21 protein-coding genes, 4 tRNA genes and 4 pseudogenes are annotated in these 24,859 nt (G+C 61.2%); 3 read left to right on the top strand and 26 right to left on the bottom strand.

From position 1 onward, the window contains the following. Positions 1–3: 3 nt before the first annotated feature. The 4 genes from TC41_RS06690 to TC41_RS06675 form a co-directional block, all read right to left on the bottom strand. On the bottom strand, positions 4–249 hold the full coding sequence (locus TC41_RS06690; protein WP_014464257.1) for a hypothetical protein: 246 nt from the start codon (positions 247–249) through the stop codon (positions 4–6). After that, the gene (locus TC41_RS06685; protein ID WP_014464256.1) at positions 246–1,418 is read right to left on the bottom strand and encodes a Ger(x)C family spore germination protein; all 1,173 of its coding nucleotides are present in this window, start codon (positions 1,416–1,418) and stop codon (positions 246–248) included. Before TC41_RS06685 ends, TC41_RS06690 begins: the two co-directional genes overlap by 4 nt. After that, the gene (locus TC41_RS06680; protein ID WP_081462315.1) at positions 1,412–2,848 is read right to left on the bottom strand and encodes a spore germination protein; all 1,437 of its coding nucleotides are present in this window, start codon (positions 2,846–2,848) and stop codon (positions 1,412–1,414) included. The genes TC41_RS06685 and TC41_RS06680 overlap by 7 nt, the downstream gene beginning before the upstream one ends. A 216-nt stretch (positions 2,849–3,064) precedes the next feature. Continuing rightward, on the bottom strand, positions 3,065–4,507 hold the full coding sequence (locus TC41_RS06675; RefSeq protein WP_237700051.1) for an NADP-dependent isocitrate dehydrogenase: 1,443 nt from the start codon (positions 4,505–4,507) through the stop codon (positions 3,065–3,067). 348 nt (positions 4,508–4,855) lie between these two features. On the opposite strand from TC41_RS06675, the pseudogene TC41_RS17255 reads away from it, so the two are divergent. Together TC41_RS17255 and TC41_RS17250 are read left to right on the top strand one after the other, a co-directional pair. After that, positions 4,856–5,077, top strand: a pseudogene (locus TC41_RS17255) (helix-turn-helix domain-containing protein); the annotation flags it as partial. Positions 5,078–5,126: 49 nt separating this feature from the next. Continuing rightward, positions 5,127–5,687, top strand: coding sequence for an IS3 family transposase (locus TC41_RS17250; protein WP_081462254.1), 561 nt, complete (start codon positions 5,127–5,129; stop codon positions 5,685–5,687). Here TC41_RS17250 and TC41_RS15750 read toward each other — a convergent pair. The 18 genes and pseudogenes from TC41_RS15750 to miaB form a co-directional block, all read right to left on the bottom strand. Continuing rightward, positions 5,638–5,923: pseudogene (locus TC41_RS15750) on the bottom strand (transposase); the annotation flags it as partial. The gene TC41_RS17250 and the pseudogene TC41_RS15750 overlap by 50 nt on opposite strands. Before the next feature lie 58 nt (positions 5,924–5,981). Then, positions 5,982–6,467, bottom strand: a complete 486-nt coding sequence (locus TC41_RS06665) for a DDE-type integrase/transposase/recombinase (protein ID WP_148260138.1) — start codon at positions 6,465–6,467, stop codon at positions 5,982–5,984. Positions 6,468–6,543: 76 nt separating this feature from the next. Beyond that, a pseudogene (locus TC41_RS06660) lies at positions 6,544–7,733 on the bottom strand (IS3 family transposase). A 144-nt stretch (positions 7,734–7,877) separates the two neighbouring features. After that, entirely contained in the window at positions 7,878–8,693 is an 816-nt protein-coding gene (istB, locus tag TC41_RS06650; protein ID WP_006446313.1) for an IS21-like element helper ATPase IstB, read from the bottom strand. Beyond that, positions 8,690–9,910, bottom strand: a complete 1,221-nt coding sequence (gene istA, locus TC41_RS06645) for an IS21 family transposase (RefSeq protein WP_014464247.1) — start codon at positions 9,908–9,910, stop codon at positions 8,690–8,692. Before istA ends, istB begins: the two co-directional genes overlap by 4 nt. Positions 9,911–10,068: 158 nt before the next feature. Continuing rightward, positions 10,069–11,284, bottom strand: a pseudogene (locus tag TC41_RS17380) (IS5 family transposase); the annotation flags it as partial. Positions 11,285–11,289: 5 nt separating this feature from the next. Continuing rightward, the gene (locus tag TC41_RS17245) at positions 11,290–11,616 is read right to left on the bottom strand and encodes a DUF6788 family protein (RefSeq protein ID WP_374952868.1); all 327 of its coding nucleotides are present in this window, start codon (positions 11,614–11,616) and stop codon (positions 11,290–11,292) included. 157 nt (positions 11,617–11,773) lie between these two features. Further along, positions 11,774–11,849, bottom strand: a tRNA-Val gene (locus tag TC41_RS06635). A gap of 2 nt (positions 11,850–11,851) precedes the next feature. Next, a tRNA-Thr gene (locus TC41_RS06630) sits at positions 11,852–11,927 on the bottom strand. A 21-nt stretch (positions 11,928–11,948) separates the two neighbouring features. After that, positions 11,949–12,024 (bottom strand) — tRNA-Trp (locus tag TC41_RS06625). A gap of 45 nt (positions 12,025–12,069) precedes the next feature. Then, a tRNA-Thr gene (locus tag TC41_RS06620) sits at positions 12,070–12,145 on the bottom strand. 108 nt (positions 12,146–12,253) lie between these two features. Then, positions 12,254–12,514, bottom strand: a complete 261-nt coding sequence (gene hfq, locus TC41_RS06615) for an RNA chaperone Hfq (protein WP_014464241.1) — start codon at positions 12,512–12,514, stop codon at positions 12,254–12,256. A gap of 1 nt (position 12,515) precedes the next feature. Further along, on the bottom strand, positions 12,516–13,517 hold the full coding sequence (miaA, locus tag TC41_RS06610) for a tRNA (adenosine(37)-N6)-dimethylallyltransferase MiaA (protein WP_014464240.1): 1,002 nt from the start codon (positions 13,515–13,517) through the stop codon (positions 12,516–12,518). Further along, positions 13,514–14,290: a class I SAM-dependent methyltransferase gene (locus tag TC41_RS06605; RefSeq protein WP_014464239.1), complete on the bottom strand. Its 777-nt coding sequence runs from the start codon at positions 14,288–14,290 to the stop codon at positions 13,514–13,516. The genes miaA and TC41_RS06605 overlap by 4 nt, the downstream gene beginning before the upstream one ends. Positions 14,291–14,310: 20 nt before the next feature. Continuing rightward, on the bottom strand, positions 14,311–16,197 hold the full coding sequence (gene mutL, locus TC41_RS06600; protein WP_014464238.1) for a DNA mismatch repair endonuclease MutL: 1,887 nt from the start codon (positions 16,195–16,197) through the stop codon (positions 14,311–14,313). Then, the gene (mutS, locus tag TC41_RS06595; RefSeq protein ID WP_014464237.1) at positions 16,197–18,800 is read right to left on the bottom strand and encodes a DNA mismatch repair protein MutS; all 2,604 of its coding nucleotides are present in this window, start codon (positions 18,798–18,800) and stop codon (positions 16,197–16,199) included. The genes mutL and mutS overlap by 1 nt, the downstream gene beginning before the upstream one ends. A gap of 12 nt (positions 18,801–18,812) precedes the next feature. After that, positions 18,813–19,265 (bottom strand): RicAFT regulatory complex protein RicA family protein, encoded by a 453-nt coding sequence (locus tag TC41_RS06590; RefSeq protein ID WP_014464236.1) that lies wholly within the window; start codon positions 19,263–19,265, stop codon positions 18,813–18,815. Next, positions 19,265–20,758 (bottom strand): tRNA (N6-isopentenyl adenosine(37)-C2)-methylthiotransferase MiaB, encoded by a 1,494-nt coding sequence (gene miaB / locus TC41_RS06585; RefSeq protein WP_014464235.1) that lies wholly within the window; start codon positions 20,756–20,758, stop codon positions 19,265–19,267. Before miaB ends, TC41_RS06590 begins: the two co-directional genes overlap by 1 nt. A gap of 102 nt (positions 20,759–20,860) precedes the next feature. Between miaB and TC41_RS06580 the strand changes: the two genes are divergently transcribed. Beyond that, on the top strand, positions 20,861–21,109 hold the full coding sequence (locus tag TC41_RS06580; RefSeq protein ID WP_008340032.1) for a hypothetical protein: 249 nt from the start codon (positions 20,861–20,863) through the stop codon (positions 21,107–21,109). Here TC41_RS06580 and TC41_RS06575 read toward each other — a convergent pair. The 4 genes from TC41_RS06575 to TC41_RS06565 are packed head-to-tail and all read right to left on the bottom strand — an operon-like array spanning position 21,106 to position 24,856. After that, positions 21,106–22,227: a YheC/YheD family endospore coat-associated protein gene (locus TC41_RS06575; RefSeq protein WP_014464233.1), complete on the bottom strand. Its 1,122-nt coding sequence runs from the start codon at positions 22,225–22,227 to the stop codon at positions 21,106–21,108. The two genes, TC41_RS06580 and TC41_RS06575, sit on opposite strands and share 4 nt — an antisense overlap. A 26-nt stretch (positions 22,228–22,253) precedes the next feature. Continuing rightward, complete coding sequence (locus TC41_RS06570) at positions 22,254–23,483, bottom strand: putative amidoligase domain-containing protein (protein ID WP_237700050.1); 1,230 nt, start codon at positions 23,481–23,483, stop codon at positions 22,254–22,256. Between the two features lie 11 nt (positions 23,484–23,494). After that, positions 23,495–23,716 carry a hypothetical protein gene (locus TC41_RS16785; RefSeq protein ID WP_237700049.1) on the bottom strand — a complete coding sequence of 74 codons (222 nt, stop codon included), beginning with the start codon at positions 23,714–23,716 and terminating at the stop codon, positions 23,495–23,497. A gap of 27 nt (positions 23,717–23,743) precedes the next feature. Beyond that, positions 23,744–24,856, bottom strand: a complete 1,113-nt coding sequence (locus TC41_RS06565; protein ID WP_014464230.1) for a YheC/YheD family endospore coat-associated protein — start codon at positions 24,854–24,856, stop codon at positions 23,744–23,746. Between the last annotated feature and the right edge of the window lie 3 nt (positions 24,857–24,859).

The raw sequence follows: 24,859 nt of genomic DNA, 5'->3' as shown, positions 1-24,859 counted from the left end.
GAGTCACGCCTCCTGCGGCCCGGCCCGCCCCCCGTACAACCACGAGCTCGGACCGGAAAATGCGAGATCGAACAGATGAAGCGGGCCCAGACGAGGCCACAGATGGACATCGGCCGCAACCGCGACTCCAATGGCCAGTGCGGTCAACAGGAACCACGCCACCCACTCGCGCCACGACTTGGGCACCCATCTGCGAAAGTCCACGACAGCGCCGAGAATGGCCCACAGGACGGCCCAAACGCTCGTCATGAAGAGCCCTCCCTTCCCTTCGCCTCCTGGGCAAACGGGGTTGTGCTGGCGAGCTGGCCATGAACGATGTGAGGTTCGATGTCATACTCGACCTGGAGGCGCTTCCACGCCCCGTCGCGCAGTTGGATGCCCTTCTCCGCGCACGCGTTGGTCAAGCCAAAGGCGTCCATATCGACGGCTCGGGCCTGGTCGAGGGCCTTGGCGAGGCGATGTTCGACGTCCTCGCGGATGGCTTGCTCCAGTGCCGCAAACGTGTTCGCGCTCATCTTCTCGCTCGCTTGCCAACGCTCAATCTCGCCCGTCCCGCGCCAGACCACGCGCACCTTCGGGGATTGACCGGAAGTGTCCACTACGAGCCGCGTCGAAGTGCGCAGCCAATGCACCCCGATGGCGCCCTGGCGTCCGCCCTTTGCCCAGGGAACCACCTCGCGCACATCCAAAGTGCGCCCCAACCACCAGGCGTTGTCCAGCAACCGGCCGCGATCGACGATGGCCAACTTTCCATCTCGCTGCAGGTAAGCCAGTCCCTTGACTTCGGGCGATCCGCCAGGTCCCTCTTCGATGGCCGCGAGCGGTGCGACACCCGACGGCCGAAGCAGCGCCTTCACCACGTGGAGCTCGTCGCTCGCGAGGCACGCCTCCCTGCGCGATGCCTCATCCACGAGATCTCGGATGACGAGCGAGATAGGCTCTGTCTGCCCCGTGGATTCCCGCAGCACGGACTCAGCGGACGTCGGCGTGATGACCCAGAGCTGGCTGCGGCGCAACTGCCGATCTCGCTCGAGCGCGTCCGCGATGGGCGCGAAGTCGCGAAGGGCATCTTCCGAAAACAGCACAAGCGCGTTGTGCTGCAGGTACAGCGAATGGGAGAGCTTCGCTTGGAGACTGCTCATGGCCTCTTCAAACGTCGGCGCGTCCGCCGACACAATCCAATCCGGCGCGTTGCCCTGCGAGTTAGCGTTCTCGCCCGTCGCCGGGTTGTCCGCGCCTCCGGGTTGGACGAGATCCATGGACAGCCGCACACTGTGTCCCTCTCGATCCACGCCCATGCCCGTCGCAATGTACAGGTGATCGATGTCGTTGTAATCGCACCCGGTCACAAAGGCGGCGCAAAGCAAGGCGGCCGTGATCGCGCTCGGGCGCTTGCGCACGGTCACCCATTTCACCATGGACGCCACCTCCACCGCGGCGACTGCTTGCGCGCGGGATGTTTCGGGACACGATCGCGCTTCACCGGTTGAAACTGGCGCGGCCTTCCCTGCATCATCCACCACGGCGCGCGGATGATCACGTCCTTCATATCGCGGATGAAAGTTGGGGCGATGGGCGCGAGATACGGCACGCCGAACGATCGGAGAGACGCCATGCGGCCCAAAAGCGCGATGCCCAGCATGAGCACCCCGTACAGGCCGAACAGCCCCGCGGCCAGCACGAACGGAAACTGAAGCAGCCGCGCGGCCTGCACCAGGCCGAGGGCGGGCAGCGTGAACGATGCCACGCCCGTGGCCGAGACAATGATGACCATGCCCGGGGATACGAGCCCAGCACGAACCGCCGCGTCGCCAATGACGAGCGTGCCGACGATGCTCACAGATTGCCCCACTGCCCGCGGCAAACGGGTTCCGGCCTCGCGAAGCGCCTCGAAGGCCACCATCATGCCGAGCGCCTCGATGACCGTCGGAAACGGAATGCCCGAGTGTTGTGCCGCCACGCTCACCAAGAGCGGCGTCGGCAACAAGTCCTGGTTGTACGTCAAGAGCGCCACGTACAATGCGGGCAACAGCACGGAACTCCAAAACATCAGGTGCCGCAGGAGGCGAAGCGGCAAGGCAAGCGAATAGTGCATGTAGTAGTCTTCGGGCGAACTCAGATTCATGGCGAAGGTCACAGGCACCATCAGACACGTCGGCGATCCGTCCGCGATGATGGCCACCCGCCCCTCCATCAACCCTGCCACCACGCAATCCGGCCGCTCCGTCTCCTCCGTCGTCGGAAACACCGAGAAGCGCGGGTCGTTGATGAACTCGCGCACCTCGTTGATGTCCGCGACATAGTCGACGCGAATTTGCGAGATCCGCCGCCGCACCTCGCACAACAGGTCGGACTTCACCACGCCTTCTTCATACAAAATTGCGATCTCGCACGGCGACGTCTCGCCGACCATGAACGTCTCAATCTTCAACCGTGGCGACTTAAGGCGCTTGCGCACCAAGGCCAGATTGACGGACAGACGTTCGATGAACGCTTCCTGCGGGCCGTGTAGGGTGGGTTCGTTCTCCGAGCGGTCCACGGACCTGGCCGGCACTCGATCGAGCCGCCATGCCTGCGCCGAACTGGCCCCGTCTCGGGCGATCACGGCACATCCGTCGAGGACAGCTCGAACGGCAGCAGAGAGCGTTTCCACCTGTTGCGTGGCAACGCCCGGATGCGGGATCTCCCTGCGCCCGCGGGCGCCCCCAGCGTCGCGCAGCGCGAGCAGTGCCTCCTGCAGCTTGTCGGCGTCCACCAGCCCTTCGAGCCACACCACGACGCCCGTGTCGCGCTGCGTCGACCAGGGTTGCACGCGGAGATCAGGACACGGCTCGAGGCGTTTGGCCATCTGTTTCGCCACTTCCGCGGCCCTGCGTGCCAGAACCTCCTGTCTCAAGCTCACCCACACCTCGCAATCCGCTCTCTCACCCCCTAATTTGTAGAAACCAAGGTGTTTTCATGTATGGCATCTGATCGCCAAACCAGAACAGGGGCTATCCCCGAGTGCCGCACCACTCGAGAACGCCCCTGTTCATATGACCCTCGTGCTACGCCATCCTTGCGATCAGCCGTGCACCGCCGAGAACCCCGGAACTCCGTCGAAGGTATAGAGATTTTCGGTCTTGATGACGTCGAATCCGGCCTCAATCAACCTCCGCTGCAACTCCACAACCTCCGCGGGCTGAACCGGCGCGCCGCCTTCTTTGCGGAACCGACAACGCCAGTGATCCGTGCAGAACGTCTCCGGTAGACCGTTCGGCCACACCTTGATGCCGCGATTCGTGATGACCTCGAGTTTCAATTCATTTACGTGGTTCTGGCTCAACTTGCTGCCGAGATCGTCAGGCGCCCCCGGGCCCCAGTCGAGGAAAACGTCCACGCCGACGAGCTGCTTTTCCGCCTTCGGCCCCGGTTGCCACGCGCGCCTTGCGATTCCAGCCGCATCTTGACGGTACGACACAGGCTTCAGAATCTGCGGGCGCTCGCCTAAGCGCTCAATCACGGCGTCCGCGAACGCGTCGGTCCCCACCAGCTTTTGCTGGAACCCTCGCGGTAAATGTCGCGCGTGTGAATGCCGTCCTCGATGGTGCGGAGCCAGGCGAGGTGGATTTTCTTCCGCCACGGCCGGCTGCCCGATGTGAATCAGCATCATGACGGCGGCGAGCAAGAGCCCGGACGGATTGGCGATGTTCTGGCCTGCGATGTCCGGTGCAGAACCGTGAATCGCCTCGAACATCGCAAACCCGTCGCCAATGTTAGCCGACGGCGCCAGACCCACCGAGCCCGACAACTCCGCTGTCACGTCAGACAAGATATCGCCGTACAGATTCGGCATGACCACCACATCGAACCGCTCCGGCGTGTTAGCGAGGCGGGCCGCGCCAATGTCCACGATCATCGTCTCGTGCTCGAGATCCGGATACTCAGCCGCGATGCGCTCGAACTCCTTGTGAAAGAGCCCGTCGGTGAACTTCATAATGTTGTCCTTGACAAAGCACGTGACCTTCTTGCGCCCATTTGCACGCGCATAATCAAACGCGTACCGGATGACCCGCTCAGAGCCGGGCTGCGTGATGAGCTTCAGGCACTGATACACCTGCTGCGTCTGACGATGCTCGATACCCGCGTACAGGTCTTCCTCGTTCTCGCGGATGATGACGAGATCCATCTTCGGATGCGTCGTCTCCACGAACGGGCTGTACGCAACCGTCGGGCGCACGTTGGCGTACAAGTTGAGCGCCTTGCGCAGCGTGACGTTCAAGCTCTTGTAGCCTCCGCCCTGCGGCGTCGTGATAGGCGCCTTGAGGAGCACGCGCGTCCGCCGTACGCTTTCCCAAGCCTTCGGATCCATGCCGTTGTCAATGCCGCGCTTATACACCTTCTCGCCGATCTCGACCGTCTCAATGTCGAGTTCTGCACCCGCAGCTTCCAAAATGCGCAGGGTCGCAGTCATGATTTCGGGACCAATTCCATCGCCGTACGCAACAGTAATCGGTGTTTTCGCCATCGAGAAGACCCCTTCAACCACAAATTGATGATTAACGATCCGTCATCGGTACGACCGTAGTGTATCATAGCTCACACAAGCTCCATGTTGTCAACCAATCGTGAAAAGTCTTCTACCATATTGTGAACAGATTTTTACTGAACATTCACAGTTAAAGTCTCAATTGGTGGTGTAAATTCTGAGCTTGATCTTGGCGAGAAAGCCATCGAGTGCACTCTACTAAAAGTGGCCAAACAATCAGTAGAGGAGGCACTCGATGGTGTTAGGTTAAAACAGTGGACACAGCGAATCGAGAATGTAAGAATAAGTCGATTCGAGGTGAGCCACGTGACATAAAAATACGACAACGACTTTAAACTCCATGCTGTTCAACTCGCTTTGGAAGGCCACAAGGCAGCAAGTGAAATCGCACGCGATCTCGGGATATCTGTGAAGAGTTTGTACGGGTGGATCGCGAAGTATCGCGAAGATCCTGAAACCCCCGTTCGTCGGAAGCGGAAACCTGAGACCGGAAGCGAAAGCGATGCGCGATCTGGAGCGGGAAAATCGCAAATTGCGAGAGGAGAATGAGATCCTAAAAAAAGCCATGCGCATCTTCACCAACGACCGGAAGTAGTGTATGCCTGGATCCACAAGCACCGCTCCGAATTTCCGGTTCAGAAGATGTGCAAAGTCCTTGGCGTATCTCGGAGCGGCTACTACGCATGGCGCGGACGGCCCGAAAGTCTTCGGGGCCAAGCGCAGGAAGCGACGGATTCGTCGCATTCATGAGCTGTTCCTGCAATCTCGTCGATTGTATGGGAGTCCAAAGATCACAGCGCTCCTACGTCGGGACGGGGAACGCATCGCACAAAAGACGGTAGCGCGTCTCATGCGAGAGCACGGGCTTCGGAGTCGTACCGTACGCAAGGTAGTGTCTCGTCAAGTGGTGGAATTTCACCGTGCGTGTCTCATGTGTGTGACATGGTCGGCTTTGACCCTTGGGAACCTTATCGACCGCCTTCACGCTTCGTCAAGGGACGCTTCGCTCGCCCCTCGGGCGCCCTTGACGGAGCGCTCGCCGGTCGATTCTAAGTCGTTAGGGCCAAAGCCTCGATGTGCGTGGGTTAGCACCACCTCGCCTCATGTGTCTATTTTTGTAACAGGGCTGCCGCTGCGAGCTGGGGCTTGTTCGGTTTGAGCTTGGCCATCGACTCCAAGCTGAAGTACCGCCGTGCCACGAGCCACTCTTCGTGTTGCTCCTGCAAAATCGCGCCTGCCAGTCGCAACACCGCGTCCCGGTTGGGGGAAGATGCCCACGACGTCCATCCGCCTCCGCATCTCCCGATTCAGGCGCTCCAGCGGATTGGTCGAGCAGATCTGTCGCCAGTGCTCGAAAGGCAACGCCATGAACGCCAACACATCGTCTTCCGCATCGGCGAATATACGATTCAATCCCCGCTTTCGCCTCGGCAAAGCTGCTGTATTCCTGCAGTCAGACCTCCTCTTCTTTCAGCGACCGGAAGAATCGCTCGATGTATCCGTCAGCGTCGGGGTTGTTGAAACCTGTCCGCTCGTGGTTGATTTGGCAGGCTTTCATCGCTTCGATGAAACGTCGACTTGTCATCTGGCAGCCGTTGTCCGTTCGAAGCGTCAAACCGGCACCTTGAACGCCGTTTGGGAAACGATAATCCAGCGCCATATCCACAGCATTCAGCAAGTCCTCCGTACGACAGAATCGGGAAAACGAGTATCCCACAATCTCTCGGTCATAGGCGTCAATCACGGCAAACAGATAACCCCATCCGTCTTTCCCGCACCACACCTTGGTCATGTCACATTGGAAATGCTCATTGGACCTAGTCACCGGTATCTTGTGGTATTGAGTCAATACAATGGACACATCAAAACCGAGAATGTACAAGATTTCCTGCCCGATGCGCTGCCTGGGCCGTGCTTGACATGGAGCCTCCGCGGGCATGATGTCGCGTTTGACCGCAGCCGAGCCACGCTCGCCCTTGGAAGACCGGCCAGGCTATCATGCCCGCCTCTCCACGTCAAGCACTCACTTGGCCATCTGCACCGACACCTTTCAACTTCGCCTCGAAGTATTGGCGCTCGACGTCATCGGGCGTCCGATATCCAACTGCACCGTGGATCCGTTGTCGGTTGTACCAGATTTCGATGTACTCGAAGATCCGTCGGATGGCCTCAGCTCGCGTCCGGAATCTCTCGAGGTACACGAGTTCTCGCTTGAGCACGCTGTGGAATGATTCCATACAAGCATTGTCATAACAATTCCCTTTCCGACTCATGCTTGCCGTCATCCCATAGGCTCTGAGCCGGTTCTGATACGCTTGCGACGCATACTGGCCTCCACGATCCGAATGGTGCAGGACAACGCCGTCGGGTTGCTGCCTGTGTTTGTGTGCTTGCTCCAACGCGCGGATGCAGAGCTCTTTGGACATCCTCGCACCTGCGCTCCAACCCACAATCTTACGGCTGTACAGATCCTCAACGCTGGCAAGATACACCCATCCTTCATCCGTGGGGATGTAAGTGATATCTGCCATATAGACCTGTCCTGGCCGTTCTGCCACAAAACGCTGATGGAGGACGTTCTCATGCACGGGATGACGATGCTTCTAATCGGTTGTCGCTTTGTACTTGCGTACGGTACGACTCCGAAGCCCGTGCTCTCGCATGAGACGCGCTACCGTCTTTTGTGCGATGCGTTCCCCGTCCCGACGTAGGAGCGCTGTGATCTTTGGACTCCCATACAATCGACGAGATTGCAGGAACAGCTCATGAATGCGACGAATCCGTCGCTTCCTGCGCTTGGCCCGAAGACTTTCGGGCCGTCCGCGCCATGCGTAGTAGCCGCTCCGAGATACGCCAAGGACTTTGCACATCTTCTGAACCGGAAATTCGGAGCGGTGCTTGTGGATCCAGGCATACACTACTTCCGGTCGTTGGTGAAGATGCGCATGGCTTTTTTTAGGATCTCATTCTCCTCTCGCAATTTGCGATTTTCCCGCTCCAGATCGCGCATCGCTTTCGCTTCCGGTCTCAGGTTTCCGCTTCCGACGAACGGGGTTTCAGGATCTTCGCGATACTTCGCGATCCACCCGTACAAACTCTTCACAGATATCCCGAGATCGCGTGCGATTTCACTTGCTGCCTTGTGGCCTTCCAAAGCGAGTTGAACAGCATGGAGTTTAAAGTCGTTGTCGTATTTTTGTGTCACGTGGCTCACCTCGAATCGACTTATTCTTACATTCTCGATTCGCTGTGTCCACTGTTTTAACCTAACACCTGTCAACAGCGGATTAAAACTCCCCAAAAAAATCGCGCCCGATTCCTCAAAAACAGCGGATTCGATTCCCCAAAATCATCGCGATTCGTTCCCCACACATGTGTTCGCTTCGTCTCTTGTTGCCGAGAATCCGTGCGTAACGCCAGCTCGCAGCTTGTCTTTCATGCGGTAACTGTTGCCACGGATATTCACGGTCGTTGCATGATGCAACAAACGGTCGAGTAAGGCGGCGGCCAGGACCTGGTCGCCAAAGAGCGTTCCCCAATTCGTGAAACTCGTGTTGGACGTGATGAGCAACGACCCTCGCTCGTACCTCTCTGAGACCAGCCGGAAAAAGTTCGCGGCGTCGAGCGCGTCAAGAGGCAAGTAGCCCACCTCATCACAGATCAGAATCTTTGGCTGCGTATAGACTCGGAGCCGCCTGTCCAGCCGCCCTTCTTGGTAGGCTCGGCGTAAATCGCTCACGAGTTTCTGCATGGTGACGAAGTAGACGCTCATCCGCTGGCGAATCGCCTCCATGCCGAGGGCCACGGCCAAATGCGTCTTTCCCACCCCTGGAGGCCCTAGGAAAATCACGTTTCCGCATTCTTGGACAAACGTTAGCGTTGCGAGCTCTCGGATTTGGCGCTCATCCACAGATGGCTGGAACGAGAAGTCGAAGTCGGCGAGTGTCTTGTGGAACGGGAAGTTCGCCAAGCGCAGCCGAGCCTGCATGGCCCGGCTGTGCCGCTCCTCCTGCTCAGCCTCCAGCAAACGCTGGAGAAATGCGACATAGGTCGCCTCTTGCCCGGCGGCCCACTCCACGCACGCCGGCAAGACGGCAGCAGCTCGCTTCAAGCCCAGGTCCAACAGTTGTTCCTCGACCTGAGCGACCACCAATGCCTCGCTCATTGCACATGACCTCCCATGGCGATCTGTTCATAGACCCTAAGCTCGCGCTGCTCCACGTCCGGATCGACTTGCCATCCCGCTGTCTTACCCCGCGCTGGATTCGCGGTGTCCCGAGGGAGGTTCTTGTAGTGCTCGGGATCCGTGGAGATTTGATGCTTGCCGGACAGCACGCAATGTTCTGCAATCACCTGTCCGCCGTACTCGATTTGCAGGCGGCCAGACTCGAATTCCCGAACCAGGACCGTGTGGCCCACATACGACCAGGGAACAGTGTACAAGTTCGTGTTCCAGGAGACCCGGCAGTCACTCATCACCTTCCGAAGACCTGCACAAGCCAACACATATGGGGTGGCCGGTAGCGGTTGCAGCTTCTCAGCTTGAAACCGCACGATGGGCTGTTCATGTGTCGTTCCGTGGATGCGGACGTTGGCGACGTGATCGCGCCACCATGCGACCTGTCGGTTCAAATCCGCTTCGTCCACAAAGGCAACTGGCCAGAAGTTGTCCCGGATATAGCGAATGGGCCGTTCTACCTTGCCTTTGGTCTGGCTCCGGCGGGGCCGACATGCCTTGGGCACGAATCCGTAGAACTTGGCAAAATCGAGATACGCCTGTTGCCAGTCCACGTGACCCTGACCGTCATTGGCGACGACCAAAGACGAACAGTTGTCGCTGAGAATCACCCGAGGCACACCGCCAAAGAACTCCAGCGCGTTGCGAAGGGCCTGAAGGATATGCAGCTGGTCCGCCGCTTTGATAAACTCAACGTAGAGCATGCGGGAGTAGGCGAGTACCATGGCGAAAGCCCAAATCGTTCGTCGCTGACCGTGCGAATCGTAGTAGGGGAAGGCCCAAGTCGATCTGGGCTTGTTCACCAGGATCCGACTCAAAGCGCTCAGTGGCCTTGGCGAGACCACCGGACGAAGCGGATGCATGAACTCACGCAGGACGGTGATCCCGCCGGTATAGCCTTGCTCCCGAATCTCTCGTAGAATTCGTTCAGCGTTGAGCACACCAAGTTGCATGCGCTGCTTCACGTAATCTTTGTAGGGCTCGAGTTTGGAACCTTTCTTTCGCTCCCCACGCGACGCTCTTGCGCCCTGCTTCTCCTCCACCGATGAATTCAGTGCACTGCGAATGGTCTTTCGGTCATAGCCGAATCTTCTGGCCAGCTCCGAGATGCTGACGCCTGCCTCGTAGAGTTGCCTGATTTCCATCCTCTCGTCCTCCCTCATAACGGGCACCTCCCATGAATGGATGACAGGTGCCACGATTCGACATGGGGTGTGGGGAATTCATCCCGATGATTTTGAGGAATTGAGGCCGATGATCTTGGGGAATTCTCATCCGATGTTATTGGGGATTTTACAACCGATGTTGACAAGGACTCCCGAACCCGGTCGCTGAGATACACTCGCTCCCGGGTTTCCTTCTTTCCCAGACACGCGGTTTCAATGGGCAGTTTGGCAATCGGTTTGCGAAAGTAGTACAGAAACCCGCCTTTGAAAGGCGTTTTCCGCTCGTCTCCTTCCGTCCTGGGCACACAAAGGTGTCTTTCCGAGGCCGATAACGGAATCGTGTCTTCGCCAGGACACCGGCGTTTCGTGAAGGAATCTCCGGCTTTGCGCCATGGCTGCGAATGGCGTTTCGATTCCCGATCGAGTCATAGCCTTTGTCGGCCACCACCGAAGTAAACCGATGCCCTTTGCGGACGTCCTGTTCAAGCAGTTCTGGCAGGTGCTCTCCTTCGTGTTCGTTCCCGCTCAATATTTGAACAGAAGTGACAATCCCAGAGGCATCCATGGACGCGTGGGCTTTGTAACCAAAAACGGAGTCCGTTTGTTTTTGAATCCCCACCTGCCGTCCGGGTCGATCAAGTTGGTCACACCCCCTTCCCCCGACAGAATCTGTGCCACCGTGTCCCGCAAAGACTGCAATTCCGTATGGCCCGCAGCATCAACCGCGTCGAGCAAGTGTTGGGTCAACTTCTCCTCTTTGGCCAGGTCCGGCTCGGATGCATTCGTGTACTCTTCTTGTAGCTGGTTCGCCGTCTCCGCAGCGGTCTTGGCATCTATGCGCTCCCAAGCACGGAACAGACGCCGCCGTGCAGCACGGAGTAACTCCTTCCGGTTTTGTACGGCTGCATTCGCCGAAATCACCGTGGCATCCACACACTGCCGTTCCCTTCAAGAAGCCCCTTTTGGCGGGCCTGTTCCACGATGCGGTCCAATAGCCGGGCGCATCGTTCAGGTCCCAGTCGGCGGCGGAACACGACCAGGGTGGAGTCGTCAGGGGTATCGTCATCCAGAGAAAGTGGGCAAAGGCACGATACAACAGGTTGTACCGCAGCTCCTCTGCAACCCGTACGTCTGACAGGTTGTAGAAGTACGCGAGAAACAGCACACGCAGGAGCTGTTCAGGCGCATAGGCGGGACGGCCATGATGGAGACTATACAGATCGCGGGTTTCTTCTTCCACGAAAGAAAGTCGATATGTTGGTCAATGGCAAGAAGAATGTGATTCTCCGGCAACAGCTTTCGAATCAACCAGTCATCCCATAGCGAACGTGAATCCGGGAAGCGCGTGAGCATGAGGATCAGTCCTCCAGCATCAGACGGCGATTGTACTCGCCCAGTTTCTGTAGCGCCTCTCGCGCGGCGCGAAAACGCTCAACCCCAGTGCGTACGACATCCACTTTGTCGGCGGGGACGTGGCAGGTACGCGTCCGGCCATTCTCCGACCACGTCAGCAGGTAGTACGGCCCGTGTTTTTGCCCGGAATGGCAGATGCAATTGGGTTTGCCACAAGTGCGGTAGGTTTCAACAAGTGAGCCAGCGATCGCTCCATCGAGATGAGCGAGCAAGTGTTGCTGTTGACGATTTCGATGTAGGACGAGGATGCTTCTTTTAGACAAAGGGATCACCACCAATCCGATGTGTTATACACATATAAGAATACCGTGAAATCGCCCAATGAACAATGACTTTTTCAGAGCTCTCGTCCTACCGTACGATTCATTTCACAACGTGTATCAAAAGCAAAAATCCCTTGCAGTACAAGGGATTTCGCGACTAGCAGTATGGTGGGCGTTGACGGACTCGAACCGCCGACCCCCTGCTTGTAAGGCAGATGCTCTCCCAACTGAGCTAAACGCCCTCTGGAGCTCCCAACCAGGCTTGAACTGGTGACCTCATCCTTACCATGGATGCGCTCTACCAACTGAGCTATGGGAGCACGAGGAATGAAGGGGAAAAATGGCAGGGGCGGCAGGATTCGAACCCACGACATGCGGTTTTGGAGACCGCCGTTCTACCAGCTGAACTACGCCCCTGCGTGGAATCTGTGGAGGATGAACCTTGTGCCACCCTCCACCGTTTGGAGCCAGCGACAGGAATCGAACCTGCGACCCACTGATTACAAGTCAGTTGCTCTACCTACTGAGCTACGCTGGCATTGTCGCGGCGAGGATCAATATAGCACGGGGCGCTTCGGATTGTCAACCCTTATTCGTCGCCAAATCCATCACCCACCGACGCACAACAGTCCTCGCCCAATCCTCGTTATTCCGCCGGCTGATCAGCCTCCGCACTTGGTTCGGGTTGCACGAGCGATACCGCCCGCATGGGCGCGAACGTGGAGATGGCGTGCTTGTAGATGAGCTGCTGCTTGCCGTCCGTCTCCACGACGATGGTGAAGTTGTCGAACGCGCGGACCAGTCCGCGGATTTGAAAACCGTTCACCAGGTACACGATGACCGGTATTCGCTCTTTGCGCACCTGATTGAGAAATGTGTCCTGAATGTTGACTGACGACTTCGACATGCTACGATTCACTCTCCAATCTGCAGGTGCTGGATCTATTCGCAGTCGACCATCCGATATCCTGCAAAAAGTGGTCGACATGTGCCCACAATCGCGCGATCTCGTCCGTCGAAAACAGTCCATCGCTGCCTTTTGCAAACCAGTGCACTCGCGGATCGCGCCGAAACCATGACCACTGCCGCTTGGCGAACCGCCTTGTGTTCTGTTGTATGATGCGAATTGCCTCCTCCTCCGATACAGCACCGGACAGATACGCGACCACTTCCTTGTAGCCTATGGCCTGCATGGCCGTCCCATCCATCGGCACGCCGGCCGCAAGCAGGCGCTTGACCTCGTCCACCAGCCCGAGGCGCCACATCATTTCCACCCGCCGGTCGATGCGCTGATACAGCGCCTCGCGCGGCATCGTGATACCGATGACCAGCGCCTCGTACCGCCCTTGCCGCGGCGTCCAGTCGTAGTCTTCCGACATGCCTGTGCCCCGCACCATCGCGACCTCGAGTGCACGAACAATCCGCTTCCGGTCGTTCGGATGAATCATCCGGGCTCGCTCCGGGTCCTTCGCGCGCAGTTCCTCGTACAGCGCCTCCACGCCTTCCTCGTCCGCGCGCCGCTCGAGCGCCTCGCGCAGATGGGCGTCCTCCGGCGTCTGCGAAAAGTCGAGATCGTCGAGGAGGGCCCGGACATACAATCCCGTGCCGCCGCACACCACGGGAAGGCGGCACCTCGCGACAATCTCGTCGATGACCATGTCCACCTGCCGCTTCCACTGCGCAACCGTGAATTTCTCCGCAGGGTCGGCGATGTCAAGCAGGTGATGGGGAACCCCGCGCATCTCGTCCGGGCGAAGCTTCGCCGTCCCGATGTCCATGCCCCGATAAATCTGCATGGAATCCGCCGAGACGACCTCTCCACTGTAGCGCAGCGCGATCTCGACGCTGAGTTCGCTCTTGCCGACGCCCGTCGGCCCGACCACGCAGACAATGGGTTTCCTGTCGGTCATCGTGGCTTCCTCCATACACCGTACGCGAATCGGCCCGCGGTGCGGTCGGGCTCAAGATCCAGCGCCTCGAATACGCCCGATTTGGGCCGCTCCTTGACGATCACGGCCCTCCGTGCGACGCGCTTGGCCTCTTCCAGGGCCTCACGCGACAGCGGCGCTTCCCAGGCGACGGGCCGAATGGGCTGCATGTGCGCGGACTGGCGCACGGGCTCGCGAAACATCGGGTCAAAGTACACGACGTCCGCGCTGTCGTCGGGCTGGGCCTTCAGCCAATCGGCGTGATCGCCAGGAACGAGCGCCACCCGCTTGAGGAGCGCGGCTTCGCGCGGATGAGCCTCACACCCGTAAACCTGCACGGCGCGGAGCAAGCCGTAGAGCACTGGCGAGCGCTCGAGACCTATGACGCGCCCTTCCGGCCCGACGGCCGCGGCGAAGACCAGTGCGTCGGTGCCAAGCCCCAACGTGGCGTCGACGATCACGTCGCCCGGCGAAACCCCGGCAAGTGCGAGCAGGCGATCATGTTCTCCCTGCTCGAGCCTCCTCAGCCGTTGATGGGCCATGCTCGGGTGGAAAAAGAGCGGGTGCTCGACGCCGCGCACGTGCACGACGGCCGGATCGGCCACCACCACGGCGGCGTCCGCGTCGGCGAGGAAATGGGCGATGCTCTGGCCGCGTCTTGGCACAGCGACGCCGCCAAACCAAGCCGCCATCTCCGACGCGCGCGTCACCTGATCGGCTTTGGGGCGAAGCGGCGTGGTCACAAGGATCCGCATATTCTCCTTGCAAGCCTGTGTCATACGATCCTCCGAAACGATCTCGCCAATTCCCGTTCGGTCATGCGCAGAAACACGGGGCGACCATGCGGGCAATGATAGGGATCCCGCGCGCGGGTCAATCTTCGACAGAGCGCTTCCATCTCCGGCATGGTGAGCACGTCGTGCGCTTTGACGGCCGCCTTGCACGCCCGGGTCGCTAGCCGGTGCATGATATCAGGGGCGGTCGCCTTTGCCCCCATGGACGCGAGGTCATCCAGCGCGTCGCGAAGGAGCGCGGCGTAGTCGAGCCCCTGCCACGAATCGGGAATGGTGCGCACCAGCACGGTGTGGGCGCCGAACGGGTCGATCTCGATTCCGAGCGCGAGGAGTTCCTCTCGGCAGGCCATGACCTCCTCGAAAACCGACGGCCTAAGCGAAAGTTCAAGAGGTGTCAGAAGCGGCATGGGCTGAATGTCGCCGTGTTCCCATGCGTCGAGCAGATCCTCGTACAGCACGCGCTCGTGCGCGGCATGCTGATCAATGATATACAGGTCATTCCCATCTTCAGCCAGGATGTAGGCGCGGAGCGCCTGCCCGATAGGGCGAAGCCTCCAGTCCGTGGGCCGCTCCTGCTGGACCTCGCGCTTGTCCTCGGCGTGGTTTGCCTCCGTCTTGGGCTCAGCCTCGAGCTGCGAAGCCGCCGATTCGCGCACCGCGAGCGCAGACTCCCAAACCTCTCTCGGCGCGGCCGTTCGGCCTGTGCCTTGGCCGAATGAAAGCGAGCGCGCCAGGTGACGCGGGGGCTCCTTGGGATCTGCGCCGGGCGACGGACTCTGCTGCATCTCGCGCGTGCGCTCCGGCACCTCCGGCAAGCGCTCTGGCTCCTCCGGCAACTTGAGTGGCACGGGGGACCCGATCGGAGCGCTCGTCCGCACGCGTGGAGACGCCGTGAGCATCGCGTTATCCAGGGCCTCCCGAACGGCCGATTCGACGAGTTGGCAGACGTCGCGCTCCTCGCTCAGGCGGACCTCCCATTTTTGTGGATGGACATTGGGATCGACCAGCGCCGGGTCCATCTCGAGGTACAGGGCATAGACGGGATATCTCCCCACCATCAGCCGCTCGCCATAGGCGCGCTCCACGGCCTGCTGTACGACCAGATTGCGCACGGGCCTGCCGTTGATGAAGAGGTAACCGTGCTGCCGGGAGGAGCGGGCCTGCGTCGGTCGGCCCACGTATCCGTGCAGGGTATAATCATCCGTCGCGCCGCGCGCCTCGAGAAGCATGCGCGCTTCGCCCACCCCGTAGAGCGCCGCCCAGACTTCGCGCGCATCGCCGCGCCCCGGCGTCTGGAACAGAACCTGGCGCTCGGTGCGGCACACAAAGGCCACCTCGGGATGTGCGAGGCTTTCGCGCTGCACGACTTCCACCGATCGCGCCTGCTCCGTGTGCGCGCTGCGGAGATACTTGAGACGTGCAGGCGTGTTGAAGAACAGATCCCGCACCTCCATGGTCGTGCCAAACGGCGCACCGATGGGCTCGGGTGGGTGAATGTGACCGCCTTCCACGCGCACCAGGACCCCCGATTCCTCCCCGCGGGCCCGCGTGATGAGGCGAACGCGCGCGACCGACGCGATGGCCGCGAGCGCCTCGCCCCGAAAGCCGAGCGTGCGGATGCGGGCGAGATCGCGCGGTTCATGCACCTTGCTCGTGGCGTGGCGGTGGAAAGCCAAGGCGGCATCCTCGGCTGACATGCCCTCCCCGTCGTCCACGACGGTCACACAGGCGATCCCGCCCTCGGCAAGCGCAACCTCGATGCGCGTGGCACCCGCGTCGAGGCTGTTCTCGACGAGCTCCTTGACGCACGACGCAGGCCGGGCAACGACCTCGCCGGCCGCAATCTGGTCTGCCATCACCTTCGGCATTACCTGGATTTTGCCCATCCGACGAGATCCCTCGCTTTCTCCGCGGCCTCGTGCAACACCTGCATCGCCTCAAGCGGCGTCATGCGCATCACGTCCTGCGCGGCCAGCCAATCGACGAGATCGCGATACGGAGCGGCAAACAAATCGAGCGCGACCGGGCCGTCTTCACGCACCTGCGGCTCTCGGCGCCGCTCGCGCCGGTCGTCCCGAGCCGCCGCCACCTCGGGTGTGACCTCCCGCGCGGCCAAAAATTCCATGGCGCGCCGAATGACTCGATCCGGCAAGCCCGCGAGCCGAGCCACCTGGATGCCGTAGCTTCGGTCGGACGGGCGCATCACGACGGTGTGCAGGAAGCGAATGCCCGTGTCCGTCTCCTCCACCGCCATGGACTGATTGCGGACGCAGGAGAACCGCTCCGAAAACGAGATGAGCTCGTGGTAGTGCGTCGCGAAGAGCGTGAGCGGCCGATGGCGCCGCTCGGCCAAATCCTCCAGCACGGCTTCGGCGATGGACAATCCGTCATACGTCGACGTGCCCCGCCCAATTTCGTCGAGCAGGACGAGGCTCCTCCCACTCGCCTCGCGCAGGATCTCCGCGAGTTCCGTCATCTCGACCATGAACGTGCTTTGGCCGCGGCTGAGATCGTCCGACGCGCCGATGCGCGTGAAGACGCGATCGACGAGGCCAATGCGGGCCGAGCGGGCGGGCACGTACGAGCCCATCTGCGCGAGAATGGCGATGAGTGCCGCCTGGCGCATGTAGGTGCTTTTGCCGCCCATGTTCGGGCCCGTGAGGAGGACGATGGGCGCATCCGGCGTGAGCACGAGGTCGTTCGGCACAAATTCCGCTCCGAGCGACGCCTCCACGACCGGGTGGCGGCCCTCACGGATTTCCATACCGACGTCCTCGGTCACCTCGGGCCGGACATAGCCGCGTTTCACGGCCAGCTCGGCCAGCCCCGCGAGCACGTCGACGGTGCTCACGACCTCCGCAAACTGTTGAAGTTCGCTCGCCTGCTCCCGAACGCGATGGATCCACGACTCGAAGCGCGCGCGCTCTAGCTCCACCACGCGTTCCGCGGCGGTGAGCATGTCGGCCTCCCTCGCCTTGAGCTCGGGGTGCGTGAAGCGCTCGCCGGATGCGAGCGTCTGCTTGCGCTCATAATCCGCGGGCACGAGCGACAAGTTCGCCTTGGACACCTCGATGTAATAGCCAAACACTTTGTTGTACCCGATTTTGAGCGACTTGATCCCCGTGCGCTCACGCTCTCGCGCTTCGAAGTCGCGCAGCCAGCTGCGGCCCTCCGATTGCAGCGAACGCAGGCGGTCGATCTCGGCATCGACGCCGTCCCGGAAGATGCCGCCCTCGGTGGCCGTTGCGGGCGGATCGTCAACGAGTTCGCCCAGGATGTGTTCGGCAAGCGGCCGAAAGTCGGGCAGATCTCGGGTCAGGCGGCTGAAAAGCGCCGGGCCCTCCAGAGGCAAAAGCGCCACGGCCGCCTCGCCTTTCTCGATGGCGTGCGCCAGTGAGAGCAAATCGCGGGGCGTGGCGCGGCCGATGGAGCACTTTGCGAGAAGCCGCGGCAGGTCGTGCATGCCCTTCAGCGCCTCGCGAATTTCCGCGCGAAGGAGCGAGTCGTCGGCGAGCGCCGTCACGGCGTCGAGCCGCTCCTCGATGGCCCGGCGGTCGGTGAGCGGCCGCAGAATCCACGTGCGCAACAGGCGGGATCCGGCGGCCGTCACCGTCTCGCGGATGACGTCGTACAGGGAGGTCCTCCGATCCCGGCCGCTTCCCATTGGCACGAGTTCCAGATGTTCGACCGTGCGCTCCGAAAGCCACATCCGCCCCGGTTCGAGGAGCGGCCGCGGCGGGGCAAGATGGCGGAGCGCGGCCATCTGCGTGTCCCTCAGGTATTGAAAGGCCATGTTGCAGGCGGATACCGCGGCCGATCCCGCCCGCAGGCCGAGCGCCTCCGGCGACGTCACATCATAGTGCATGAGAAACGCGTCGCCCGACGGGGCGGGGACGCGTGTCACGATGGCTCCGTGCCGATTCACCGTCTCCTCGAGCCAACTGGGAAACGCCTGCGCGCCTTCGAGCAGGATCTCGCGCGGCCGAAATCTGGCGACGTGATCGCGCACATCCTCGGCGCTCCCGGCCCCGAACCACACGTCGCCGGCGCCGACGTCGACGAGCGCAAGGCCGACTTCGTCGCCTTGGAACGCGAGCGCCGCGAGGTAGCGCGCGTCCGACTCCTCCATCACCGCCGTGCCCGGCGTGACGATGCGGACAATCTCGCGGCGCACCAGGCCCTTCGCCGCCTTCGGATCCTCGACCTGATCGCAGATCGCCACGCGAAACCCTTGCTCGATGAGCCGCTCGAGGTACCCGTCCAGCGCGTGATGAGGCACGCCGCACATCGGCACCCGCCCCGCCTCGCCCGCGTCGCGCCCCGTGAGCGTGATGTCGAGGGCCTGGCTCGCGATGACGGCGTCCTCGAAGAACAGCTCGTAGAAGTCTCCCAGGCGGAACATCAAAAGCGTATCGCCGCCGAGCTTCGACTTGATCTCACGGTATTGCCGCATCATCGGCGTCAGGCTCACGAGTCGACCTCCTCACGCTCCCGCCCTCGCGTGGCAGGATCCGCCACAGCCTCCTGAACACCCGCCGCTCCCGCACATGCGCGGCCCCCGCTCGACAGGGAGCGTCCCGTGCAAATTCGCCAAAATCACCTCGACGACCTCCTGCACGAGGGCGTTCAACTCGTCCTGAGCAGCCTTGTATTGCAGCGCAACGGGAATCTCGTACAGGCGCTCCCAGAGGTCATCGATCTCCCGCTTCATGCGCAGGTATTTTTCATGCGATTCCCCGAGCCTGTCCCTGAGCGTCCATAGCCCATTCGTCTTCTTCTTGAGCTCGTCAAACAGGCGCTGCGCCCGCGGATTGCGCTCCATCTTTTCTCTCGCGTGCCAGTACGATCGACACTCGTCGGACTGCCGGATCATCTCCGCGAGTTCATCCGCGACAGCCAGAATGGTGTCCGTGCCGACATGCGTAGCAAGAGCCATCACGAGACCACCTCTTCCACCTGCGCGATCTCGCCCTTCAACAAGAACGTCTGCGGCTCCGTCACGCGCACGCGGATGCGCTGCCCGATGAGCGACTTGTCGCCTCGGAACAGGACCAACTTGTTCGTCCGCGTGCGACCCGAGAGCACGTCCGGATTCGTCTTGCTCTCGCCGTCGACGAGCACTTCGACGAGCGCGCCGCGCAGCTTCTCGTTATGCCGCCGGCTGATCTCGTTCTGCACCTCGTTCAACCGCAGGAGGCGTTCTTTCTTCTCCTCGAGCGGCGTGTCGTCCTTCCAGCGCGCCGCCGGGGTGTTCTCCCGAGGAGAGTAGATGAACGTGAACGCGTTGTCGAACTCCACCTCTTGCACCAGCCGCAGCGTGTCCTGGAAGTGCGCCTCCGTCTCGCCGGGGAAGCCAACGATGAGATCGGTCGTGATCGAAACGCCGGGAATTCTTCGGCGAATCTTGTCAACCAGGCGCAGATAGTACTCCTGCGTGTGCGAGCGGTTCATCCGCCGCAAAATCTCGTTGTTGCCGGACTGCACGGGCAGGTGAATGTGTTCGACGACGTTCTCCGACTCGGCGATGGCGTCGATGAGCTCGTCCGTGAAGTTCCACGGATTGGACGTCGTAAACCGGATCCAGCCGATCCCTGGCACCGCATTGACCTGACGCAAGAGGCGAGCGAAGTTGGTCGTGCCGAGATCCACGCCGTAGTCGTTCACGTTTTGCCCGAGCAGCGTGATGTCCTGGTACCCCTCCTGAACCAACTCCGCCACTTCGCGCAGGACGTCCTCGGGCAGGCGGCTGCGCTCGACGCCGCGCGTATACGGGACGATGCAGTACGTGCAGAACTTGTTGCACCCGTATTGCACGTTGACCCACGCGCGAACCCGGTCCTTGCGCAGCTTCGGCCAGTCCTCCACCGTCTCTGGGGCGTTGTCCCAGACCTCCATCACCGTCTCCTGTGACGCGCGGGCGGCATAGAGGAGCGCCGGCAGGCGGTGGATGTTGTGCGTGCCGAACACAAGATCGATCCACGGATATTTCTCACGCACCATTCGCTGCACGCCCTTCTCCTGGGCCATACAGCCGCACAGGCCGAAGATGAGCTCGGGGTTTTGACGCTTGAGGGGCCGCAGCCGGCCGATCTCGCCAAACACCTTCTCCTCCGCGTTTTCCCGAACCGCGCAGGTGTTGAAGAGGATGAAATCGGCCTCCTCCACATCCTGCGTCGGTTCATAGCCCATGGCGGTCAGAAGGCCCGCCATGACCTCCGTGTCGTGCTCGTTCATCTGGCAGCCGTACGTCCGGATCAAAAACCGGTACGGCTCTCCGCTTGGCTTCCGACCCACTCGATACGCGCGCGTGAGCGCATCGGCATCGTACGACACGCGCACCGACTGATTGGGCCGATGCGTCTGTCCAAACACGAGGCCGAGGCCCTTTTCGAGCCTTCCCTCGCGCGCGAGGCGAATCAAGTTCTCCATATCTCAACACTCCGTCGTCTGGAATGATGGTTGCGTCTTGCACATCTAATCTCACATGATACCATAAGCAGTAAAGTGTATAAACGTGGTGAGGAACTCGTCATGTCGGAGAAAGTGAACGTTCCTACCTTCGAGGTGCACGTGGCCTTCCGCGAGCACCCGCTGGACGGCGCCGTGGTCGCGCCCAATAAAAAATCGTACGCCAGCGATTTCCCTGAGATCGACGAGATTCTCCAATCCCATCGAGCTCTGCTGGTGTACGACAGCAAGTGGCACTATATTCCCCTGCACCAAATTCAATATGTGACCAAAGGCAAGCAGCGCTTTCTGCTGCCGTGGCCGCTCGTCTAACGCGAGATGCCGGCGAGGTCCCGCAAGATCTCGATCACGCCCGCGCTCGCGCGGCGAGCGATGTCGGGCTCGTCAAATCGCATCGGCTTCGCGTTCGCTTCGAACAACCATGGGTGTCCGGCTTCGTCGAGGCCGACGTCGATGGACATTTCGCGCACGTGCCCTGGCATCGACCGCTCAATCGCTGCTGCGGCGGATCGGGTGAACGAGACGAGCCTGGCATCGACTTCTTCACTGCGGGACCCGAACACTTCGCGCAGCACGGTCCACCGGTCTGCGATATGGCCGCCGTTCGGGACGTGGCTCGTAATGCTTTCTGCACCGCTGACGCGAATCCCATAACCGACAACCTGCCAGCTCGGCCCTGGGCGCTGAAGGAGAACGCGCGCGTCGCACGGTCGCCCCTCGAAGCGAATGACAGGCACGGCAGCCTGCGCCACGTAGGCGCCTGGGAGACGCGCTCGACGAAGGGCTTCGTCCAACTCTCGAAACTCGTGAACCGTCCAATGCTCCGCCCGATGGGCGCGCTGCGCCCACACCTCGAAGGTGTCGCCCCGGCGCTCCACGCGCACGATGCCGCGCCCGATGCTGCCGCCCACGGGCTTCAAATAGACCGCTTGGTGGCGGCTCAAAAGGTCCATCAGCGAGTCCGCACCCGCAAACATCCTTGTCTCCGGGAGGTGCTGGCCGAGCCCTGCGCGGCGAACGGCCTCGTAAATCTTGGCCTTGTTGAAGTAACGGTGATTGAAGAACGGGATGCCCATCGCCTGGAGCGTGGCGCGCGCCTGTTGCACCGGAGCGCTCGCTTCGAGCGCCCGGTTTGGGATGCGATTGTACACTGCAAGCGGGCGAGGCAACCACATCCGTTGCCAATTGCGAAAACCCAACCTCACGTACCCTTTCCAGTAAGCTTCTTCCGAAACATATTCTGGCGTGATCACGTACACGAGGAATCCTCGCTTTTGTCCCGCTGCAAGAATATCACGGAAATAACGCCGCGATCCGGCGAATCCAGTTGGATGTTCCGCGGTGAGAATGGCAAAGGCCGGGCCATCATGCCGCCACGAGACGTCTCTCGCCTGGCCGTTGTGGACATTTCCACGGAATGCCTCACTCATGACCCCCACCTCACGCGACGTGCAATCTACACGCTTCGGGCTGCGGAGACATGTGTCCGTTTCGGCCCCTGCGCGCGGCGGAGGGGTACTCCCCACTCCTGGCGAACGTCCACCGTCTCGTCCCAGGTCTCGCCACGTTCGATCATCGCAAACAGCGGTTCGATGGCGTCCTGATGCTGGGCGTACTCGGGGTGCGCACGGATGGCGTCGATGTTGCGCAGCAGGATGGGCCGCAGCGCCTCGCGGTCAGCACTGTAAAACGCCAATTGACGTTGCGGAGAGTAGATGTCGTACAAAGGAAGTTCGCGGTGATGACGAGCGACCAGGTGAGCGAGGTGAAACGCGGCACGGGTAGCCGCGTGACTACATACGAAGCTCGCGGGCGTCCGGTACTCGAATCCGCCGTGCGACTTTTGGCGCACGTCGCCCAAAAATCCGTACTTGGGCCGACGCCACTGAGCGCGGACGGGGTCTTCGACGGCCATGAGGGGTAACCCGACGTAGTGATCGAGCGCCCGGACCAACCGCGCGCCGAGCGACACCCCGGAGATGTGAATGTGCCCTCCCGTGCAGTACGGCCGAAACGGAGCACTGCCCGCTCGCCATTCGACGCCAGGTCGATTGATGATCTCGCTCGCTTCCTGCATCAACGCACGCAGGTTCAGCAAGAGACCCTCGGGTGATGAATCGGGTGCCGGTCGAAGCTCCATCAGGGGCAAGCGCCGGCCGTCGAATTGGACGCTTCGGTCGTCGCATCCTATCCGGCCCTTTCTAGGAAAATACTTGCTTGCAAGTACCATCTTCCCTTGCCCATTTCTCAGCATGATTTCGACATCGGCGCCAAGCGTGACGGTCGGCGGACCTAGGCGGCGCCACTCTTCTTCCCGCTCGACGAAGCGCTGGATGGCATCCCGGTATAACTCCAGTAAGCGGCCCTCCAAGATGGGCGCGGCGCTCACGTCCAGTACCTGGAGAAAGCCGCGATCGGAGACGCCAATGGAGACGAGGCCAAAGTCGAGCCCCAGCGCGTGCAGCGTGCGCGTCGCCAAGTAGGTGGCACGGCGCGTCTGTCCATCGCTGTCGAGCGGCACCTCCTCGAACGAATCGTGGATCCGCGAAATGCGGGATGAGGTCCAGTCCACCCCCGAGTCCGAGCGAAAGCAGCCGATGGGCACAAAGTCGAAAATCGGGATGCGGTATTGACGGCTGAACGTCGTGGGAAGCCCGTCTCGATTCACGCGCGGCGCGACGCGCACGCCCACCCGCCTTAAAACTTCGCCATCTGCGCGCGCGAAGCGATGCGGCGCTGGGCTTCGCTGCTGTTCAGCACGGTGCCGTGGGCCGGATCGCTCTCCTCCATCATTCCCCATCGAACCAATACGTCGCGATCCGTCATTCGATTGCTCGCCGTGTACCTGGAGAGGCGAGGCACGCTTGCCATGAGCCGTCTGGCCGAGGGCTGGTTTTTAAACAACAGATAGTACGCCATCTGCACTCCCCCCTGGTTCGGCGCGACTCACGACGGCCGGCGCGCAAGGAACAGCGCGTATTCCATCGGTCGCCTGAACGAAAGTTCGACCAGGTCGTCGCGGCCGCTCGCCGACGCAGGTGCTTTGCGCGGCTTGGAGTTGACCTCAATGACCCACACGAAACCGCGCCGATCGACGCCGAGATCGATACCGAGTTCGCCAAAGGTGCGTCCCGCGCCCGCTTCAACCGCCTCCGCCACCGCCTCGGCGATGCGGCGGATCGAAGCGCGCACACGCTTCTTCGCTTCGTCAGGAAAGGCGCCGAGAATCGCGCGGTCCACAGGCATGGCGCCGCCGCCCGTCGCGAGATTGGAAGTGAAGTCCCCGGATTTCGCGACCCGGGCAAACATCTTGGTGCGCTTCCAAGCGCCGGTGCCGTCGCGCTGCAGCAGGATGCGAACATCGACAGGCCGTCCGTCGAGCGCGACAAGATCGATACCCTGCTGCCAAATATACGGCCGCCTTCGCAATTGCGTGCGGAACAGTTGCACGGCCTCGGCGGGTGAAGCGGCGGTGCCGCGGACGACGCCGTCCCGCGATCGCTTCCATTCGTACGAAACGGACCCGTCTTTCTCGAGCGCAAAGCGAACGATGCCGAGACCGAGGCTCCCGTGAAGGGGCTTGAGAAACGTGACGTGGTGGCGGGCGACAAAGGCCGCCGCCTGAGCGAGAGACCTGTGACGAATGGTTTCAGGCACGTGCGAACGCACGGGAGAGCGCCGCAACCATTCGTAGATCTGCCACTTGTCAAAGAAGCCGTCGTTGAAGAACCGATCCCTGTACGCGGATGAAAGCGCCTGTCGAATCGATCGATAGGCCTCGTTTCGCTCGATTTTGCGAGAGACCAGCTGGTCGTAGATCACGTCGGGAAACGGATAAACGCGCTCCACCCATTGGCCGTTTGCACGAGAGAAGCCGCGGATGCGCCTCGCCTGGAGATCGACGTCCCCTAAGCCAAACACGAACGCCTCCGCCCCCAGCGATTGCGCGATCTCGACCATCCGTCGAATCCCTGCCATTTGATCACTCTCTCGGAGGGTCTCCCGGCGTACGTCCCATCGCGGGTGATCCAGAATGCCAATGAGCGGCCGCTGCACCATCTT

It is taken from the genome of Alicyclobacillus acidocaldarius subsp. acidocaldarius Tc-4-1, from assembly GCF_000219875.1.
In the GTDB taxonomy this organism is placed as follows: Bacteria; Bacillota; Bacilli; order Alicyclobacillales; family Alicyclobacillaceae; genus Alicyclobacillus; species Alicyclobacillus acidocaldarius_A.
This window is presented reverse-complemented; position numbering and strand designations above follow the sequence as displayed.